This window comes from Shewanella sp. KCT, from assembly GCF_007636505.1.
Classification (GTDB): Bacteria; Pseudomonadota; Gammaproteobacteria; order Enterobacterales; family Shewanellaceae; genus Shewanella; species Shewanella halotolerans.
In genome coordinates, this window is record NZ_LVDJ01000011.1 from 127098 (window position 1) to 146608 (window position 19511).

A 19511-nucleotide genomic window follows, 5' to 3' on the forward strand; every position below is an offset into this window, starting at 1 on the left:
TATGACAGTACCACTACTCAATGCCCGCGACATGGATTTCCTGCTATACGAATTCCTGGACACAGAAGGACTACTGCAGCGCCCCCGTTATTGCGAGCACAGCCGCGAGGTGTTTGACGCCACCCTGGAGACGGCAAAAACCATCGCCGAGAAATACTTTGCCAATCACAACCATAAAGGGGACGAGCAGGAGCCGACCTTTGACGGTGAGAAGGTGCAGATGATCCCGGAAACCAAGGAGGCCTGGGATCATTTTGCCGATGCAGGCTTTCTGGCCGCCCACTATGACTTCGAAGACGGCGGCATGCAGCTGCCAGAGATCATACTGCGCGCCGCGATGGCCTACTTCAGCGCCGCCAATACCGCCACCGCCGGCTATCCCTGCCTGAGCCTGGGGGCGGCTAACCTGATCCAGAGCTTTGGCAGCGATGAGCAGAAGGCCAAATTTATTCCCCCCATGCAGGAGGGCCGCTTCGCCGGTACCATGGCGATGACAGAGCCGGGTCAGGGCTCGGCGCTGGCGGATATCACCACCAAGGCAGTGCCACAGGCCGACGGCAGCTACCGGATCACGGGCCAGAAGATGTTTATTTCCGGTGGCGATCAGAGCATCACAGAGAATATCATTCATATGACCCTGGCGAAGATCGAGGGCGCGCCTGCCGGCGTCAAGGGGATCTCCCTGTTTATCGTGCCTAAGTTCCTGGTCAATGACGATGGCTCCCAGGGGGAGCGCAACGATGTGGCCCTGGCCGGTCTACTGCATAAGATGGGCTTTCGCAACACCACCTCTACCGTCTTGTCTTTTGGCGAGAAGGGCGGCGCCGTGGGTTACCTGGTCGGCGAGCCTCACAAGGGGCTCGCCTACATGTTCCAGATGATGAATGAGGCGCGCATCTTCGTCGGCAGCACGGCGGCAGTGCTGGGCTACCAGGGCTTCAATGCCTCCCTAGAATACGCCCGTGAGCGTCCCCAGGGACGTCTGCCATCGAACAAAGATCCTGAGTCCAAGCAGATCCCTATCGTGCAACATGCCGACGTGCGCCGCATGCTGCTGGCGCAGAAGGCCTATGTGGAAGGTTCGCTGGCGCTGTGTCTGTATGCCAGCTCGCTGTTTGAAGATAGTCACACGGCGGATACTCAAGAGGCCCGTCAGCAGGCCTTCATGCTGCTGGACCTGCTGACGCCCATCGTTAAGTCCTGGCCCTCAAAGTACGCCCTAAAGGCCAACGATCTGGCCATTCAGGTGCTCGGTGGCTCGGGTTATATCCGCGAGTATCCGGTGGAGCAGTATTATCGCGACAACCGCCTCAATCCAATCCATGAGGGCACGGAGGCGATCCATGGCCTGGATATCCTGGGGCGCAAGGTGCCTATGGGGAACATGGCCGCCTATGAGCTGTTCGTGAAGGCGGTGGAAGCCACAGCCGCCGAGGCCGCCACAAGAGAGGCGACGGCCGAGATGGGGCTCTCTCTGCTCGCGGCGCTTGGCAAACTAAGCAGGCTCAATGCCGTGCTGTTGCCCATGCTGGCCAAAGACCCTGATCTGGGCCTGGCCAACGCCACTCTGTATCTGGACGTGTTTGGCCGCATTACCGCCAGCTGGATCTGGCTACAACAGGCTAATATCGCCGCGGCCAAGTTGGCCGAAGAGGGCTCTCTGTCTGTCGATGACGCCAACTTCTACCAAGGTAAGCTGCAGGCGGCGCGCTATTACCTGGAGTGGGAACTGCCTGAGATCGACCCGCAGATCGCCCTGCTGGAGAGTTATAACAGTGTGCCCTTCGATATGCAGGACGCCTGGTTTCAGACCTAGGATTACTCAAGGGCTGTCTATGGCGTGGCCTTAGATAATCCATAGCAAACAATGCCAGTTGCGTGTGCTCATCGACTGGCATTTTGCTATCTGGCGCCTAGGTATTGCTCGAGTGCACAGATTGCCCTGGCAGCCCGCTGTCGGCGCCGAGTTGTGTGCTGACTGGGGAACTTATAGGTGATAGTGGGAAGTGATAGTGGGAGGGGGCGCAGGCATTGAAGACGCCGGTGCCAGGAGAGAGGGATAAAAAAAAGCCAGCCTGTGCGTCGCACTGACTGGCTTTGGGCTTATCTGATACCGGTAAAATGAGTTGTTTGACAGCCTTAGGATTTACCAGGTATCGATACAGTTACGTTTCTTGCCGCTGCGCTTCTCGGGTTTTGGCAGGCAGGCCAGGCCGCGAACGATCCACTCACGGGATTCCATGGGATCGATCACCGCATCCAGCTCCAGATAGCTGGCGGTATTGATGGCGCTGCCATGGCTGTAGAGCTTATCCACCATGACCTTGAAGGTGGCTTCGCGTTCATCTGGGTCGGCTATCGCCTCCAGTTGTCGCTTGGCCGCGATACGCACCGCACCTTCTATGCCCATGGCACCAAACTCGCCACTTGGCCAGGAGGCGGTAAACACTGGTGCGGTGAAGCCGCCTCCCGTCATCCCCATGACGCCCAGGCCATAGCCCTTACGCAGCACCAGGGCGAACAGAGGCACAGTGCTGTTAGCGCCGTGGACGAAGAGGCGGGAGATATGGCGCACCGTGGCGCGTTTTTCCGACTCAGGGCCCACCATGAAGCCCGGGGTGTCGCACAGGGAGATCATAGGAATGTCGTGGGCGTCACACAGCTGGATAAAGCGGGCCAGTTTGTCGCCGGCATCGGCATCTATGGCGCCGCCGAGGAAGCGTGGGTCGTTGGCGTACAGGCCGTAGGCCTTGCCCTCGATACGCACCATGGCGGTGATCATATTCTTGGCAAACTCGCGCCTTAGCTCCAATACCGAGTCCTTGTCACACAGGGTGTCGATCACTTCACGAATGTCATAGATGGCCATGCGGTTCTCGGGGATCAGGTGGCGCAATTTGCGCTGATCCGCCACTTGCCATTCGCTCAGATCCCCCTGGAAGTAGGAGAGATACTTCTTGGTGACCGCAACCGCCTCGGCCTCATCCTCTACCAGGATGTCGATCACCCCGTTGGGGCTGAGTACCGACGGCGGCCCAACCTCTTCGGGTTTATAGACGCCCAGGCCGCCTCCTTCGATCATCGCAGGCCCCGCCATGCCAATGCTGGCCTGACGGGTGGCGATGGTGAGATCGCACACGCCGTAGAGGGCCGCGTTACCGGCAAAGCAGTTACCGGCGGCGATACCCACGGTGGGCACCAAACCTGACAACTCACCCAGGGAGGAGAAAGTGTGCAGGTTTAGGAAGGCCACACCAGGGTAGTCGGTATCCGAGGGGCGCCCACCGGCCCCCTCGGCGAAGATCACCAGTGGCAGTTTCCACTTCTTACAGAGTTCCAGCAGGCGGTCGGTCTTCTTGTGGTTGACCAGGCCCTGTGAGCCCGCCATGACTGTGTAGTCGTAGGACATCACGGCGCAGCGCGCGGCTTCATCGCCGAAGCTATCGGCGTTGACTGTACCTATGCCGGTGATTTTGCCATCGGCCGGGCTGATCTCCACCAACTTGTCGATGGCATGCTTCTGCCGCTGGGCGGCGATGGCCAACTGGCCATATTCGTTAAAGCTGCCTTCGTCGAGGAGATCGCTAAGGTTTTCCCGGGCGGTGCGCTTGCCCTCGCGATGGCGTTTGGCCACGGCCTCGCTGCGGCTCTCATCTAAAGTCTTGTCCCTGCGGTCGAAGAACTCGGCCAGGTTAGCGCGGATATAATCGAGATCGATTTCCATCTCGGTCTGACCGCTGCTGACCGAGACCTCGCCCGGCTGAATCACCGCCAGGATCTGATGCTCGTCGATCACCTCGCCGATATTGCCGGTTAGCACCTCGGTGACGATACCTGCGTGTTCAGATTTTACCGGGATCTCCATCTTCATCGCCTCGATGACGGCGATCTCCTGGCCGGCGTATACCTCGTCGCCAGACTCGATATTGACCTGCACCAGCACGCCTGCGGTGGGAGACTTGACCCCTTCACAGCCGGCGGGAATGTTCACCGCCTGCACCGTTTCTTGCTGGTCGCTGGCGATGTTGAAGAAGTGCTCGTGGTGGTCATCATCGGCCAACAGCTCGGCCATGTGCGCCTCGACGAAGCGGGTGCTGAGGCGGTTGTGCTGCACCTCTTCACGCTGCAGCAGGTTCATCAGCAGCGCCTTGTTGCTCTGCACCCCGTCGATATTCAGGGCCTTGAGGCTGAGGTAGACCTTGTTCAGCGCGGCGCCATAGTCTTCGCCCTTGGCGATGATCTTGGCGCCCAATGAGTCGTAGCTGGGGCTGACCTTGTAACCTGCGTACAGATAGTCATCCACGCGCACGTTATGGCCGTTAGGTACCTGGTAGGCTTTGATCACTCCAGAGGCAGGCTTAGTGCTGCCGTCAGGTAACATCTGCTCCAGGTTGATGCGGGCCTGAATGGCGCAGCCGCGTTTGACCGGTGCTTCAGTCAGCGACAGCTCCGCCAGCGTCTTACCGGCGGCGAGTAGTATCTGTAACTTGACCAGGTTCAGGCCGGTGATCTCTTCGGTGATGGTGTGCTCCACCTGGATCCGTGGGTTGATCTCCATGAAGTAGAACTTGCTGTGATCGTCTGCGTCCAACAGGAACTCGAAGGTGCCAAGGCCCTGGTATTTCACGTCGCTGGCGAGCTGCAATGCCGCCTCGATGATCGGCATGCGCGTCGCGTCGTCTAGGCTCGGGCTGGGGGCGATCTCCAGCAGCTTCTGGTTGCGGCGCTGCAGCGTGCACTCGCGCTCCCAGGCATGCACCGCGGCGCCCGTGCCGTCACCCAAGATCTGCACCTCGATGTGACGGGCGTGTTGCACCAGTTGCTCCACATACAGCTCGCCGCTGCCGAAGGCGATAATTGCCTCCTCGCGGCACTGACGATAGGCCTCGGCCAGATCCTCATAGCGGCTGACGGGACGCATGCCGCGCCCACCACCGCCCGCCAGGGCCTTGATCATCACGGCAGCGCCATCACCCAGGCTGGTGAAGAAGGCTTGCACCTCTTCCAGACTGCAGGGCTTGTTGATGCCGCCGGTGAGCGGTGTGTCTGAGCGCAGGGCGGTTTCCCGGGCGGTGGCCTTGTTGCCCAGCAGGTCTAAGAGCTCGGCCGATGAGCCGATGAAGCAGATCCCTTCTTCCTGACAGCGACGCGAGAAGCTGCTGTTCTCAGACAGGAAGCCATAGCCTGGGTGCACGGCATCACACCCATGGGCCTTAGCCACGGCCATCAGTTGCTCGATATCCAGGTACGCCTTGACGCCGCGGCCCTGGAGGGTCACGGCCTGATCAGCCTTCTTGGTATGCAGCGACTGACTGTCGTCTTCGGCGTAGATTGCCAGGCTGTCGATGCCCATATCGGCACAGGTCTGTGCGATACGGATAGCGATTTCACCTCGATTGGCAATCAGGATCCGATTAAAAACACGTGTCATAAACTTTTCTCCAGATCCACCTTACGGATCTTGCCGGTGGCGGTCATAGGTAATCTCTCTTGGATGCGGATCTCAGGCACCTTGAAGATGGCCATGGCATTCACACACCAGGCCTGCAGGGACTCTTCGGTCTCATCGCAGCCGGGCTTTAGGGTAACGAAGGCCACGGGCACCTGACCCTTGCGCTCGTCGGGGCGACCGACGACGCCGCATGAGGCGATGGCCGGATGTTGGCCCAGCATGCTTTCCACCTCGGTGGGGAATACGCTCATGCCGTTGACCTTGAGCATCTCCTTGCGGCGGCCCAGATAACGGAAGAAGCCTTCCTCTGTGATCATTCCCAGATCGCCGGTGCGGTACCAGCCACCCTCTTCAAACAGGTTTTTGTTCAGATCTGGCTTATTCCAGTAGCCCGTGAGCAGGGTTGGGGTGCGGATCTGAATCTCGCCTTCCACGCCCAGGGGCATGAGCTCGCCAGTGACAAAGTCACAGATCTTGATCTCTGTGCCGGGGACGGGCAGGCCAAGGAATGCCGGGTCGAAGGAGAGATCCATGTCGTCTACCTGGAAGCCGCGAGTGAAGGTGTCGCAGGTGTGGGTCTCAGTCATGCCATAGGCCACCTCGAACAGTGTGGTGCCGGTCAGCTCGCGCCAACGTTGACGGTAGTCTCTATTCAGTTTCTTGATGAAGGAGATGCAGGGCACTGTGGTTAGCGAGGTGAGGTCGAATTGGTGGAGCTGAGGGTGGTTGAGGATCTCATCCACGCTGTCTATCAGCATGATGGTCATATTCACCTTGTGGTGGTGAACCAGTTCCATAAAGGCCTTGGTATCCCAGCGGGCCATCAACACCAGAGTCGCGCCCGAATACAGGGGGAGCAGTAAGCCTGTGTCTTCGCCGGCAATCCAGAACTCCGGCAAGAAGCTGAGCATCACCAGATCTGTGCCTTCGGGGCCGACCTCACCAAAGGTGACCGGATAGTAAGAGGCCATGGTGCCTATCATGTTGCGGTGGGTGTGCATCACGCCCTTGGGCATGCCAGTGGTGCCGCTGGTGTAGTTGATGGCCGCAAGATCGTCCAGCGCCGGGATATAGTCCAGCACTTCCTTAGAGGCGTTATCTATCGCCTCGAAGAAATCGATAATGCCATCTGCCAAGGGGGCTTTGGGGATCTCAAACAGATCAGGCAGCACGGCGGTGATGGCGCGGGGCCTGACATCGGTATAGCTGGTGGTGATGATGTGCTCAATGCCCAGCTCCTGACAGACGGGGCGCATGGTGGGCAGCAGGGCGTCGTAGCTTAGGGCGACCTTAGGTTGACTGTCACCCAGCTGGTGGCGAAGTTCCATCTCTTTCGACAGTGGGCTCACCGGCATGTGCACGGCGCCGCACTTTAAGATGCCGAGAAAGGCGATGTGAAACTGCGGGCAGTTGGGCATGAACACGGCAACACCGTCACCCTGGCCCACGCCAAGCCCTCTGAGGACGTTAGCAAAGCGGGTGCTCATCTCATCCAACTGGGCGTAGGTCAGCTCATAGCCGTAGAACTGAATGGCCACCTTGGTAGGGGTGAGCCTCGCCCAGGCGGAGAGATACTCGGTGACCGGCTTTTCGCCATGGGGATAGATGGGCTCCCGTGGTGTGCCTTTGGGCCATCTAGCGGCTTGGAGTGCTTTGACCTGCTGGAGATAGGTTTGCTCGTTCATGTTTCTGCCTCGCTATTGTTGTTATGGGCCGGTACCGGTCATATCGTGCTAACTCGTGATTAGCCCTAGGGCACCACCTGGCGTTTTCGATTCAAGTCAACCCAGTCCTTGCAGCCGGAGCCGTTAACTGTCCTGCTTGAAATTTCTTATAGTCTTGTTGACGCTGAAGCGCCGTATCCCGCGGCCGTTTAGACCATGATTTTGGTCGGCAGCCATCTGTGGATTTCGGCATTAGGCATTACTTATACAGCAAATGTATAATTACAGTAACTATAAAAATATGTCAATTATGATGTTAATACTTACGACTTATTGTTAAATTAATTTACATTTAGGGTTGTGTGGACGTGACATCTCAGAGGCGAGACCGGCTTGGCGACGAGCTAACTAAAGTTCGTTTTATCAAGGCAGTAAGTTAGAATGCCGGGATATTTTTCATGTGCTTTCGAAAAAAAGCGTTTTTAAGAAAAGTGTTTTCGAGAAAAGCGTTTTCACTTGAAGCGTGCTCAAGGCGAGGTTTTAGGTGGCGGACGATATGGCAGAAGGTAAGGCTGAGGGGAAGGTAGAGGGCATGGCAGAAGATAAGGCTGGCGTTAAAACTGAAGGTAAGAGAGCCGAGATGAGTCTAAGAGAGCGTAAGAAGCAGCAGATGCGTCAAACCCTGCTGGATATCGCCGAGGAGCTTTTTTCGACCTTGCCCTTCGAGGAGGTGATGGTCGATGAGATCACCGCAAGGGCCAATATCAGCCAGAAAACTTTTTTCAACTACTTTCCCAGTAAGGCACAGTTGCTGGAGGAGCTGCTGCTGAGCTGGTTGCGCCAGGTTAACCTCTGGCCGCTGCATACCGAAGGCGTGACAGATATTCGCTCGGCGCTAGTACCGCCAAATTTGCCTCAAATTCAGGAGTGGGTGATTGCCCATCGCCATGTGTTGCAGATGATCATGCGCCACACAGAGTTATTTTCTTCAGTCTATTATTCGTCTCAGGTGCCTGCCGGCAAAAATTTGCTGTTCCCGCCCGAGTATCGTCAGCCGCGGGTGGACAGGGTCAAGTGGGCACAGGAGTTGGGGCTCATACGCGGCGATATCGCTCCACAACTCGTCTGTGAGATGTATGACCTGCTTCGTGTCGATATAGTGCAGCGTTGGCTCTGTATGCCCGACGAACAGGCTAACGGCGAGATTTATAAGCGCACCTACGAAGAGATGGTGGCCATCTTCTTCCGCGGACTGCAGCCCGACAGTAACTAGTCTGAACCAGGCCGGTCGTCAGTTAGCTTGGTGATCGCCACTTCTTGTTTGGTGCAAAGCCAGCCTCGGGTAAATCCCTCCACGACGAAAGCGCGCCCTATGGCGCGCCTTACCTTTTAACAAGTATCTACTGGCCGCGAGTTAGCTACACGGCCATTCACCGATTAACCGCCTGCTAAGCCTGGTATTGGGCGAAGGTCTTGCCTTCTCTCACCAGCTGCTCCAGCAGGGACGCAGGCTTAAACCACAGCTCTCCCTTATCCAGGGTGTCGCGGTACTTGTTCAGCGCCGTCAGCACCGTCTCCAGGCCTATCTCGTCGGCATACTGCATGGGGCCGCCACGGAAGATGGGGAAGCCGAAGCCGTAAGCCAGCACGATATCGATATCGCTGGCCCGCAGGGCGATGCCTTCCTCCAGGATCCGCGCCCCTTCGTTGATGATGGGGTAGATGGTACGCTCGAGGATCTCCTGGTCGCTTATCTGCTCAGGCGAGCGGCGGGTCACGCCGAACTCCTTGGCGGCCTCTGCGGCCAGTTCCAACACCTCCGGGTCCTCCTGCTTGTCGCGTCCCTCATAGATATAGAGGCCGCGACCCGTCTTCTGGCCATAGCGCTGCTTGGCGTAGAGCTTGTGCAGTATGGCGAAGTGGCTGGGATCCAGATCTGTGGTGAACGCCTTGCGATCTTCCCGGGTCAGGATACCCACGTCGATACCGGCGAGATCGACCATTGAGGGCAGCCCCATAGGCATGCCGAACTCTGTGTGTACCTTGTCTATCTGCGCCGGACTCGCCCCTTCAAGGATCAGCGACATGGACTCTCGCAGGTAAGAGTCGGTCGCCCGGTTACCGATAAAGCCCCAACAGACGCCTGAGACCACAGGGACTTTCTTGATCCGCTGTGCCAGCTGCACAGTGGTGAGCAGGGCATCCGGCGCCGTCTTGTTGGCGCGCACTATCTCCAGCAGCCTCATCACGTTCGCCGGGCTGAAGAAGTGCAGGCCGAGCACGTCCTGAGGGCGAGAGGTCATCGCCGCTATCTCGTCGACGTCCAGGGTGGAGGTGTTGGTGGCCAGTATGGCGCCCGGTTTACAGGTGGCATCCAGGGTCTTAAATACCTGCTTCTTGATCTCCATCTTCTCGAACACGGCTTCGATCACCAGGTCGACATCGGCGATGTCGGCATAATCTGTGGTGCCGCTGAGCAGCGCCATACGCTCATCGAGCTGGGCCTGACTCAGTTTGCCCTTCTTCAGGGTGTATTCGTAATTCTTGCGGATCACCCCAAGGCCACGCTCAAGGGCCTCGCCGTTGAGATCCAGGATCTGTGTGGGGATCCCCACGTTGATGAAGTTCATGGCGATGCCGCCGCCCATGGTGCCAGAGCCTATCACCGCCACCTTGCGGATCTCGCGGGTCGCCGTGGTTTTAGGGTCTATGCCAGGGATCTTGGCAACGCCACGCTCGGCGAAGAACAGGTGTTGCTGGGCGCGGGCCTGGGGCGTATTCAGGCACTCCATGAAGAGCTGATGCTCACGCTTAAGGCCCTCAGAAAGCGGCAGTTCACAAGCCGCTTCCACCGCCTGAATGCAGCGCTCGGGGGCGTAGTAGCCGCGGCTGCGCTTAGCAATGGCGGCGCGAAACTCGTTAAAGATCTCGCTGCTGATATTGCTGGTGTCGACACTCATCTCGAAGCAGCTGCGCTTAGGCTTGTGCTGCGCGACCAGGTCTTGGGCAAAGTCGACCGCGGCCTGGATGAAGTCGCCACCTTCTTGATACAAATTATCGATCACCCCAGCATCCAGCATAGCCGCCGCTGCGAGGGGACGACCACTGGTGATCATCTCAAGGGCCAGTTGAACGCCGCCGATGCGTGGCAGACGCTGGGTGCCGCCGGCGCCGGGCAGAATGCCTAAGTTAACTTCGGGCAGTCCCAGCTTGGCCGCAGGCAGGGCGATGCGGTAGTCGCAGGCCAGCGCCAGCTCACAGCCGCCGCCAAGGGCCAGGCCGTTAATGGCGGCGACAACCAGCTTGGGAGAGTTCTCCAGGGCATCGCATACCTGGGGCAGGTTGGGCTCGGCGAGGGCGTCGTCGGAAGAAAACTCGCTGATGTCGGCGCCGCCGCAAAACAGCTTACCCGAGGAGGCGAGCACTATGGCGTCGACCGACTCATCGGCTTCGGCTCTCTTGAGATCGGCCAGCAGGTGGGTGCGCAGCGCCAGCCCCAGGCTGTTGACCGGCGGCTGGTTGAGTACGATGACGGCGGTGCGTCCATGAATTTGATACAGGGTGGCGTTCGTCATAGGGATACCCTTGTTATTGTTGTGAATGAGGATCAGATGGCAGAGACGCCACCATCGATGGCAATGGCCTGGCCTGTCATAAAGCCGTTGTCCGGGTTGACCATGTGCAGCATGGCGCTGACCACTTCGTTTGGCTCGGCCAGGCGGCGCATGGGCACGGCGCGGGTCAGCTGCTCGATAAGTGCGGGATCGACCCCCTCGGTTACCATAGGCGTCGGGGTGAAGAAGGGGCAGATAGCGTTGACCCGAATGCCTTTGGCGGCAAACTCCAGCGCCGCGGTGCGGGTGATGCCCACCACGGCATGCTTGGCGGCCACGTAGGGGGTCAGCTTGGGGGCGCCGTTAATGCCGGCCATAGAGGCGACATTTAGAATCGCTCCGCACTTATGTTGCTGCATCAGGGGGATCTGCGCCTTCATGCCGAAGAACACCCCCTTGGTATTGATGGCGAAGCTAAGGTCCATGTCGGCCTCAGTGGTGTCCAGCAGGCTCTTCATGGGCGCAGAGATACCGGCATTGTTGATGGCGATATCCAGGCGGCCAAAACTCTTTTCGGCCAGCTGAGCCAGGGCTTGCTGATCGGCCTCTATGCTCACATCACAGCGCAGACCGACCGCGCACTCACCCAGTTCGCTGCACAGGGCGTCGAGCGCCGTTTCATTAATATCGCCCAGCACCAGCTTGGCGCCCTGAGGGGCCAAACGCTGGGCCAGCAGCTTGCCAAAACCGCTGGCGGCGCCTGTGATCAGCACCACCTTACCTTCAAAATTCGACTGCATTGATTCTTCCTCTGTTAGAGCGTCAGGCCGCCATCCACCACCAGGGTTTCCCCCGTGGTGTAGCTGCTGGCATCGCTGACCAGGTAGAGCACGGCGCCAGCCATCTCGCTGGGCACGGCGTGGCGGCCCATGGGGATCCTGGCGATCAGCTGCTGATAGATCTTGTCGTTACTGAACAGGGCGCCGGCAAACTGGGTCTTGGTGAAACCAGGCAGCAGGGCGTTGCAGCGGATCCCAAGCGGCGCGCACTCCTTGGCAAAGGCCTTGGTCATGCTGACCACGGCCGCCTTGCTGATGGAGTAGATCCCCTGCATCTCGCCGGGCTGCAGCGCATTGACCGAGGCGGTGTTGAGGATCACCCCGTGGCCCTGCTCGCGCATCATGCGACCCGCGGTGACCGACATAAAGAAGTAGCCCCTCAGGTTCACCTCCATGGTCTTGTTGAAGGCATTGAGATCCGTATCGAGGATATGGCCGAAGTAGGGGTTGGTGGCGGCGTTGTTGACCAGGATATCCAGCCTGCCGTGTTTGGCCTGGATCTGCTCGAAGGTGGCCTGGATGGCCTCGAGATCCCCCACATGACAGGCCATCGCCTCGGCGCTGCCGCCATTGTCTATGATCTGCTCGGCCACCGCCTGGCAACCTTCGGTCTTGCGGCTGGCGACAATCACATGGGCGCCATAGGCGGCCAACAGCTCGGCGATGGCGGCGCCTATGCCGCGACTGGCACCGGTTACCAGGGCGATACGCCCGCTTAGGTCAAACAGTGATTTATTATCCATGGCGTTACTCCTTTATCTGATCGGCGATGGCTTCCAGCGCCATTTCCGCCAGTGGCCCTACATGCTGGCCCAGCTCGGCGGCGTTCTTGTTGGAGGCATTGCCATCGATGGCGCGCTTGGCGACGCCCTGGATGATGGCCGCCAGGCGGAAGAAACTAAAGGCGATGTAGAAACCGAAGTTGTCTATCTTGTCTATGCCGGTGCGTTGGCAGTAGCTGGCCACATAGGCCTGCTCATCTGGGATCCCAAGCTCGCCCAGATCTTTGCCGCGAAGGCCTGACACTGTGCCTATGGCGGGCATGCGCATCTGCATGCAGAGATAGCCAAGATCGGCAAAGGGGTGGCCCAGGGTCGAGAGCTCCCAGTCCAGCAGGGCGACGGCTTTTGGCTTAGTTGGGTGGAACATCAGGTTGTCCAGTCGGTAGTCGCCGTGGACCAGTGATACCCGGCCATCATCTTGTGGAATGTTACTGCCCAGCCAGGTCATCAAGGCTTCCATCGCCTCGATATGACCGGTCTGCGAGGCGCGGTATTGGCTGCTCCAGCGGTCGAACTGGCGCTGGAAGTAGTTGCCGGGCCGGCCGTAATCGCTAAGGCCCACCTTGTGGATATCGACGCTGTGCAGCGCCGCTAATACCCGGTTCATCTCATCGTATAGCTGGCCACGCTCCTCGCGGCTCACCTCGGGTAGGGCGGCGTCCCAATAGATGCGCCCCTCGCAGTACTCCATCAGGTAGAACATTGAGCCTATGACGCTGGTGTCTTCACAGAGGTGATACACCTTGGCCACCGGCACATCTGTGTCGGCCAGCGCCTTGAGCACCCGGTACTCGCGATCCACCGCATGGGCGGATTTGAGCAGCTTGCCCGGTGGCTGGCGGCGCAGCACATAGGTGCCAGACGCCGTCGTCAGCTTGAAGGTGGGGTTAGACTGGCCACCGGCAAACTTCTCGATCTGCATTGGCCCCTTAAAGCCGGCTACATGGGCCTCAAGATAGGGCTGGAGTGTGTCGAGATCCAGACTCTCTACGGCGCGGCTCATGATACGGCTCTCTGATTTTGGCTGCCGAGGTTAGCGGCATGAATGTCGCGGGCCAGGTTACGACCCAGCTGCATCATATGCACCTGGTCCGGGCCGTCGGCCAGACGGATGGAACGGGTTATCGTGTAGGCCTTTGCCAGGAAGAAGTCCTGACTCAGACCACCGCCGCCGTGGATCTGAATGGCGCGGTCGATAACGGCGCAGCCCATGTTGGGGGCGACAATCTTGATCATGGCGATCAGGTCTTTGGCGGCCTTGTTGCCGCCCTGATCCATCTTTGCCGCCGCCTTGAGGGTCAGCAGGCGAGCTTGCTCGATCTCGCAGGCCGACTTGGCGATGGTTTCACGTACAGACTGTTGCTTGCTCAGTGGCTTGCCGAAGGCGATGCGGGTCTCGGCCCGTTCACACATCTGCTCCAGCGCGCGCTGGGCCAAGCCCACGGTACGCATGCAGTGGTGGATGCGGCCTGGGCCGAGGCGGCCTTGGGCGATTTCGAAGCCGCGTCCTTCACCCAGCAGCATGTTGCTTACCGGCACGCGGACATTGTCGTAAATCACCTCTGCATGGCCCTCGGGGGCATCGTCATAGCCAAACACTTTCATGGGGCGTACGACCTTGACCCCTGGGTTGTTGGCCGGCACCAGTATCATAGACTGCTGCAGGTATTTGTTGCTGTTATCGGGATCTGTCTTGCCCATCACGATATGGATCTGGGTGTGATTGTTACAGGCGCCTGAGATATACCACTTGCGGCCGTTGATCACATACTCGTCGCCGTCGCGGACGATGGAGGTCTCGACGTTGGTGGCATCGGAGGAGGCGACATCGGGTTCTGTCATGGAGAAGGCCGAGCGGATCTCGCCATTTAGCAGGGGCTGCAACCAGCGTTCCTGTTGTTCCTTATTACCGTAGCGGGCCAGCACCTCCATGTTACCCGTGTCTGGCGCGCTGCAGTTAAACACCTCTGAGGCCCAGTAGACTCGGCCCATGATCTCGGCCAGGGGCGCATATTCAAGGTTAGTCAGGCCTGGACTGAATTCACCATAGACTTGGGGTAGGAAGAGGTTCCATAGGCCGGCGTCTTTGGCCTTGGCCTTCAGCTCGGTAAGGATGGCCGGTGACTCCCAGCGATCGCCTTCTTCGACCTGTTGCTCCCACAAGGATTCGTTGGGGTAGATGTGTTCATCCATGAAGGCCAGCAGACGTTCGCGCAGCGCTTGTACTTTGGGTGAGAATTCGAAGTTCATGGTAGATTCCTTTAGCTGTAGCTGACCGAATCCCATCTGTCTGGGCGATCCAGATGGGGGGTGGCATTGATGCCAGTAACATAGGTGGTAGTTTCAGAGAAATAACAGTGGGTGATCCCCGAGTTCTTGCTCTGTAAATTTAAGTTGATAACCGTCTGGGCACCAAAGCCCATGATTTGGCTCAGGGCAACGCTGATGGCGCCGCCCGAGGTGGCAACCAGTGTGTTGCCCTTAGACTGACTGCGGGCAAAATCCAGCCCGTCGGCCACCCGCTGCTGAAAGGCCTGCCAGCTTTCCAGCGGCACCTCGGCGGGCAGGGCGTTCTCCGACCAGGCCAACATGGCGAGCCTGAGACAGGAATACACCTCGCGGGGATTGCGCCAATCTTTGATGGCGTGCTGCGGGTTTGCCTCGCCGAAGCCTTTCAGTAGCGTCATAAAGTCAAACTCATTGAAGCCAGGGTGGCATTCAAATTCAAGGCCGTGCCCAAGCCCTTGGCAGATCGCCTCGGCCGACTGGCGATGGCGCGCCATATCGCCGCAGATGATGCGCTCGAAGCGGACGCTGCGCTCTTTGAGGTACTCACCCAACCAGAGGCACTGCTGGGTGCCCAGGTTTGAGAGCTGATCATAGTTGGCGCTGCCAAAGGAGGCCTGACCGTGGCGGATAAGATAGAGCGCTGCCATCAGTCTTGTTCCGAGTCCTGTTAGGCGACTTCAAACAGGCCGGCCGCACCCATGCCGCCGCCGATACACATGCCGACGACCACATATTTGACGCCGCGGCGCTTGCCTTCGATGAGCGAATGGCCCACCAGACGCGAGCCTGTCATGCCGTAGGGATGGCCGATAGAGATACCGCCGCCGTTGACGTTGTAGCGGGCGGGATCGATACCCAAATGGTCGCGGCAATAGAGCGCCTGCACCGCGAAGGCCTCGTTGATCTCCCACAGCCCGATATCATCTATGGTCAGGCCGTGCTGTTTCAGTAGCTTAGGGATGGCGTAGATGGGGCCTATGCCCATCTCTTCCGGCGCGCAGCCAGCCACCGCAATGCCGCGGTAGATGCCAAGTGGCGCCAGACCACGCTGCTCGGCCAGTTTACGCTCCATTACCACACAGGCGGATGCGCCGTCGCTGAGCTGGCTGGCGTTACCCGCAGTAATGAAGCCACCTTCGATCACAGGCGCCAGATTTTGCAGGCTCTCCATGGTGGTCGATGGGCGATTACACTCGTCGCGGTCCAGGGTCACCTCCTGGTAGGAGATCGCCTTGGTCTCACGGTCCTGAATCGCCATGGTGGTGGTGAAGGGCACGATTTCGTCGTCGAAGTAGCCGGCTTCCTGGGCGGCCGCGGTACGCTGCTGCGACATCAAGGCATAAATGTCCTGAGCCTCGCGGCTGACGCCATAGACCTTGGCGACATGCTCGGCGGTCTTCAGCATTGGCATGTAGGCGTGGGGCTCGAATTGCATCACCTTGGGGTCTGCGTTATCGGCGGCCCACTTCATATATTCATTCTGTACGGCGGTGATGTTTTCCTGGCCGCCGGCAACCACTATCTGCTGTTGATCGACGATGATCTGTTTCGCGGCCATGCCGATGGCCATCAAGCCCGATGAGCATTGACGGTCTATGGTCTGGGCCGAGACGGTATTGGGTAGGCCGGCGGCAAGCACGGCGTTGCGGGCGATGTTCATCCCGGCGGTGCCTGCGGTGAGCACCGTGCCCATGATGGCATCATCTATCTCGCCGCCCTCGACCCCGGCGCGCTGGACGGCGTGCTTGATGCAGTGGCCCAGCATGGTAGGGGACTTGGTGTTGTTTAACGATCCGCGAAATGACTTTGCCATCCCGGTGCGGGCGGTGGATACAATTACGGCTTCTCTCATCTTGGACTCCCTAAACTAGTAGCGGATTGATGCTCAATCCTCGCATCTTCAATAATGGTTTAGACCGTTCGTTGGCGATCTTTGCGTTGAAAAAAGTATAGTGGCTGTACTAATATTTACGTACTTTATTATTTTGATACCTTGCTATTCATGTGATGTATATATCCAGCTGCCAACGGGAGCGCCTATGCGCCTGCAAAATGTTGATTTGAATCTGTTTGTGGTGTTCGACGCCATCTACACCGAACGCAACCTAACCCGGGCAGCCGAGCGCCTCTGTATCACTCAACCCGCAGTTAGCAATGCCCTGAGCCGCCTGCGAACCAGCCTCAACGACCCCCTGTTTATCCGCACCCCCAAGGCCATGATGCCCACGCCCGTGGCAGAAAATATGATAGGCCAGGTGCGTGAAGCCCTGAAGCTGCTGAGCAGCAGCATGCAGCTTGGGGACAGCTTCGACCCTCTGCTCGCAGAGCATCACTTTCAGCTGGGCATGTTCGATGTGACCGAGGAGACCATGTTGCCATCCCTGCTTGCCGCCTTGCAGGTGCATGCACCCAGGCTGTCTATCTCCAGCTATCCGGTATCGCGGGAGGAGATGCTTAAGGAGTTTGTCTCCGGCAGGCTGGACCTGGCCATCGACGCCCCCATAGTCACCCATCCCGACCTTTACCATCATCCACTGGTTACTGTGCCCTATGTGTGCCTGGTGAGGAAGGAGCATCCTGAGGTTGGCGACTCCCTGACGTTGGATCAGTATTTGGCCCTCTCCCATGTTCATGTCTCCAGCCGCCGTCAGGGGGTAGGTTATGTCGATGCGGCGCTTAACCGCCTCGGCAAGCATCGCAACATCCAGGTGCGCACCAAGCATCATCAGGCCGCGCCCAAGCTGGTGGCCGAGACGAACCTGGCGACCACGGTCCCCGAGAGCCTGGCGAAAAATACCGACCTTAAGGTGCTTAAGCTGCCCTTCGAGGTGGAGCCGATAGAGTGGCATCTCTACTGGCATCGCAGCGCCGATCAGGATAACGCCAACCGCTGGTTGCGGGAGTTTATTACTGCCTTGATGCAGGGGCAGGGGTAGTTTGGCGAATGTTCGCCTGCCATTTTTGGTGGTGATACAGGGGGGAGCGTTGACCGTTATGTATGTTGGTAGGATTCGCGAAGGTCACACCTTCATTTTTATCTAACGCCTGCCCGGCGAGGGATGTGCAGATACGCCTGTGAGACGCCGTGAATAAATCCCTTTAGGCTCTGCCGAAACATCCATGTTTCGGAAGCTCACTGGCGTATCTGCACTAAGTTAATTCGTTTCTTCGATTTGATTTTCTTTGTATTTCTGCGGGGCAAGAACGGGCTCATTTGGCGATTTGCACTATCAGGGCGGTGACCTTCCGAGGCAGGGACGCCGAGGTAGAGCACACAGGGAGGTGCTTGATACGTGTCACCGCAGGGATAGTGCAAATCGGCATTAAAATGCCATGTGATGCTACCTATATGGCAAATCTATTGTCGCTTTTATCCAAATAGTTCTTGGCAAAATTTTTCGAGATTCTCACTTCATGGCAACCTAACGTCGGCCCGGCGGGGGCTCTTGATTGAATAAGTCGTAAGGCTGAATTTTTCGATATCTGGGTTTGAACTGGGGGAGGCTCGGATTTTTTGAGTGCTTTCTTAGTTGCTTGTGAGATATAACTCTGATAACCAATTGCCGCTATTGAATAAATTGGTTTTTAGGCGGCTGGGTGTCGCCTCTTTGATGTTCACGCTAGCTTGCGGCTACATAGATATAGCTAACTTCACAGTAAGGCGTGACTCGTTTCATGGCTAAGTGGTTAAGGGTACAGGGATTATGTATAAAGTTGGCATCGTGTTGTTTGATGACTTTACCGATGTAGATTTCTTTCTGATGAATGACTTGCTGGGAAGAACCTCTGATAGCTGGACGGTCAGGATACTCGGCACTAAACCCGAACATCATTCACAGCTAGGGATGACAGTGAAGACTCATGGTCATGTGTCTGAGATAAAGGATCAAGATGTCGTTCTCATCACCAGTGGTTACCGCGGTATTCCCGCGGCGTTGCAAGATGAGAATTTTATGTCTGCCTTAAAGCTCGACCCGAGCAGGCAGTTGATTGGCTCTATATGTGCGGGCTCCTTTGTGCTTCATGAGCTGGGGTTACTGAAGGGAAAGAAGCTAACGACAAACCCAGATGCTAAGGCGGTTCTACAAGGCATGGGCGGTGATGTTCAGGATCTACCCCTGGTGATAGAGGGGAACATAGCAACCGCTGGTGGCTGTCTTTCTCTCCTCTATCTAGTGGGCTGGTTAGCCGAGCGTTTGTTCGATTCAGTGAAACGCAAACAGATCCAGAATCAGTTGATCCCCGCTGGGCAAATGGAGATATTCGAAACGCTTATTTCTGAGACTATCCAATCGGCCGAAGCCGCCTATGAGCATCGCTCAGCGTGTGAGAATGATGCCGAGTCTTTGGTGGTTTAGGGAGTAAGGTGCGCTTAGGCGTTAGCTGGTAAGCGTAAGGTTCAGAAGTAAGTAAATGGAGTTATATGAATTTTCTGAAGCAATTGATCATGAAACCACTGGAAGGCTATCTAGAGCTAACTGCTTGGTTAATCTTTGCATGGCTGTACTTTCAAATCGTACTTTCTGCAACCGCAATTTTTTGTATGTTGAGTGTATTTGGATTTTATCTTTTTGACTTCGAAACGGCCTTAAATATCTGTTACGGCACAGCTGGTATCGGCGCTATTGCGGGTGTTGTTTGGGCCGAGAGAATTCGTAAAACACTCGGAATCATTACTTTTCATGCGTACCTTCTTTCAACTCCCGAAATAGAAGGTTGGCGTGATAAACATGGATACGTCATTCGTAAATGGAAAAAACAGGGGAGTCATTAGGGCGTCCTGTTTGATTAGCATTTGGTGACATGCTGTACGTCTTCAGACCTGCATGGATGCTGGAGAGGCGATTGAAGGTCGTACCTTCGCTGTAATTAATAGCCTGCGGCTCGCTTTTGTGCAGATACATCTGCTACACGCCGACTCTTTATTTCAA

At 57.5% G+C, this 19511-nt stretch carries 14 protein-coding genes; 5 read left to right on the top strand and 9 right to left on the bottom strand.

What is annotated here, in order from left to right; genetic code table 11:
• Window position 1 precedes the first annotated feature (1 nt).
• On the top strand, window positions 2-1816 hold the full coding sequence (locus AYI87_RS15955; RefSeq protein WP_144203714.1) for an acyl-CoA dehydrogenase: 1815 nt from the start codon (window positions 2-4) through the stop codon (window positions 1814-1816).
• Between the two features lie 330 nt (window positions 1817-2146).
• Here the strand turns inward: AYI87_RS15955 and AYI87_RS15960 are convergent, their stop codons facing one another.
• A complete protein-coding gene (locus tag AYI87_RS15960) occupies window positions 2147-5431 on the bottom strand; it encodes a carboxyl transferase domain-containing protein (protein ID WP_144203715.1) in 3285 nt (1094 codons plus the stop codon).
• Window positions 5428-7137 carry an AMP-binding protein gene (locus AYI87_RS15965; RefSeq protein WP_144203716.1) on the bottom strand — a complete coding sequence of 570 codons (1710 nt, stop codon included), beginning with the start codon at window positions 7135-7137 and terminating at the stop codon, window positions 5428-5430. The genes AYI87_RS15960 and AYI87_RS15965 overlap by 4 nt, the downstream gene beginning before the upstream one ends.
• Before the next feature lie 523 nt (window positions 7138-7660).
• On the opposite strand from AYI87_RS15965, the gene AYI87_RS15970 reads away from it, so the two are divergent.
• Window positions 7661-8389 carry a TetR/AcrR family transcriptional regulator gene (locus tag AYI87_RS15970; RefSeq protein WP_144203717.1) on the top strand — a complete coding sequence of 243 codons (729 nt, stop codon included), beginning with the start codon at window positions 7661-7663 and terminating at the stop codon, window positions 8387-8389.
• Window positions 8390-8564: 175 nt separating this feature from the next.
• Here the strand turns inward: AYI87_RS15970 and AYI87_RS15975 are convergent, their stop codons facing one another.
• The 7 genes from AYI87_RS15975 to AYI87_RS16005 are packed head-to-tail and all read right to left on the bottom strand — an operon-like array spanning window position 8565 to window position 16432.
• Entirely contained in the window at window positions 8565-10691 is a 2127-nt protein-coding gene (locus AYI87_RS15975; RefSeq protein WP_144203718.1) for a 3-hydroxyacyl-CoA dehydrogenase NAD-binding domain-containing protein, read from the bottom strand.
• A 32-nt stretch (window positions 10692-10723) separates the two neighbouring features.
• Entirely contained in the window at window positions 10724-11470 is a 747-nt protein-coding gene (locus AYI87_RS15980) for an SDR family NAD(P)-dependent oxidoreductase (protein ID WP_144203719.1), read from the bottom strand.
• Window positions 11471-11484: 14 nt separating this feature from the next.
• Window positions 11485-12252: an SDR family oxidoreductase gene (locus AYI87_RS15985; protein WP_144203720.1), complete on the bottom strand. Its 768-nt coding sequence runs from the start codon at window positions 12250-12252 to the stop codon at window positions 11485-11487.
• Window positions 12253-12256: 4 nt separating this feature from the next.
• Window positions 12257-13294, bottom strand: a complete 1038-nt coding sequence (locus AYI87_RS15990; RefSeq protein WP_186300654.1) for a phosphotransferase family protein — start codon at window positions 13292-13294, stop codon at window positions 12257-12259.
• The gene (locus AYI87_RS15995; protein ID WP_144203722.1) at window positions 13291-14541 is read right to left on the bottom strand and encodes an acyl-CoA dehydrogenase family protein; all 1251 of its coding nucleotides are present in this window, start codon (window positions 14539-14541) and stop codon (window positions 13291-13293) included. The genes AYI87_RS15990 and AYI87_RS15995 overlap by 4 nt, the downstream gene beginning before the upstream one ends.
• A gap of 11 nt (window positions 14542-14552) precedes the next feature.
• Entirely contained in the window at window positions 14553-15227 is a 675-nt protein-coding gene (locus AYI87_RS16000) for a histidine phosphatase family protein (protein ID WP_144203723.1), read from the bottom strand.
• Window positions 15228-15247: 20 nt separating this feature from the next.
• Window positions 15248-16432 (bottom strand): acetyl-CoA C-acyltransferase, encoded by a 1185-nt coding sequence (locus AYI87_RS16005; RefSeq protein WP_144203724.1) that lies wholly within the window; start codon window positions 16430-16432, stop codon window positions 15248-15250.
• A 187-nt stretch (window positions 16433-16619) separates the two neighbouring features.
• Between AYI87_RS16005 and AYI87_RS16010 the strand changes: the two genes are divergently transcribed.
• The 3 genes from AYI87_RS16010 (at window position 16620) to AYI87_RS16020 (ending at window position 19354) form a co-directional block, all read left to right on the top strand.
• A complete protein-coding gene (locus AYI87_RS16010; protein WP_144203725.1) occupies window positions 16620-17516 on the top strand; it encodes a LysR family transcriptional regulator in 897 nt (298 codons plus the stop codon).
• A gap of 768 nt (window positions 17517-18284) precedes the next feature.
• Window positions 18285-18938, top strand: a complete 654-nt coding sequence (locus AYI87_RS16015; protein WP_144203726.1) for a DJ-1/PfpI family protein — start codon at window positions 18285-18287, stop codon at window positions 18936-18938.
• Between the two features lie 89 nt (window positions 18939-19027).
• Complete coding sequence (locus AYI87_RS16020) at window positions 19028-19354, top strand: hypothetical protein (RefSeq protein ID WP_144203727.1); 327 nt, start codon at window positions 19028-19030, stop codon at window positions 19352-19354.
• Window positions 19355-19511: the final 157 nt, after the last annotated feature.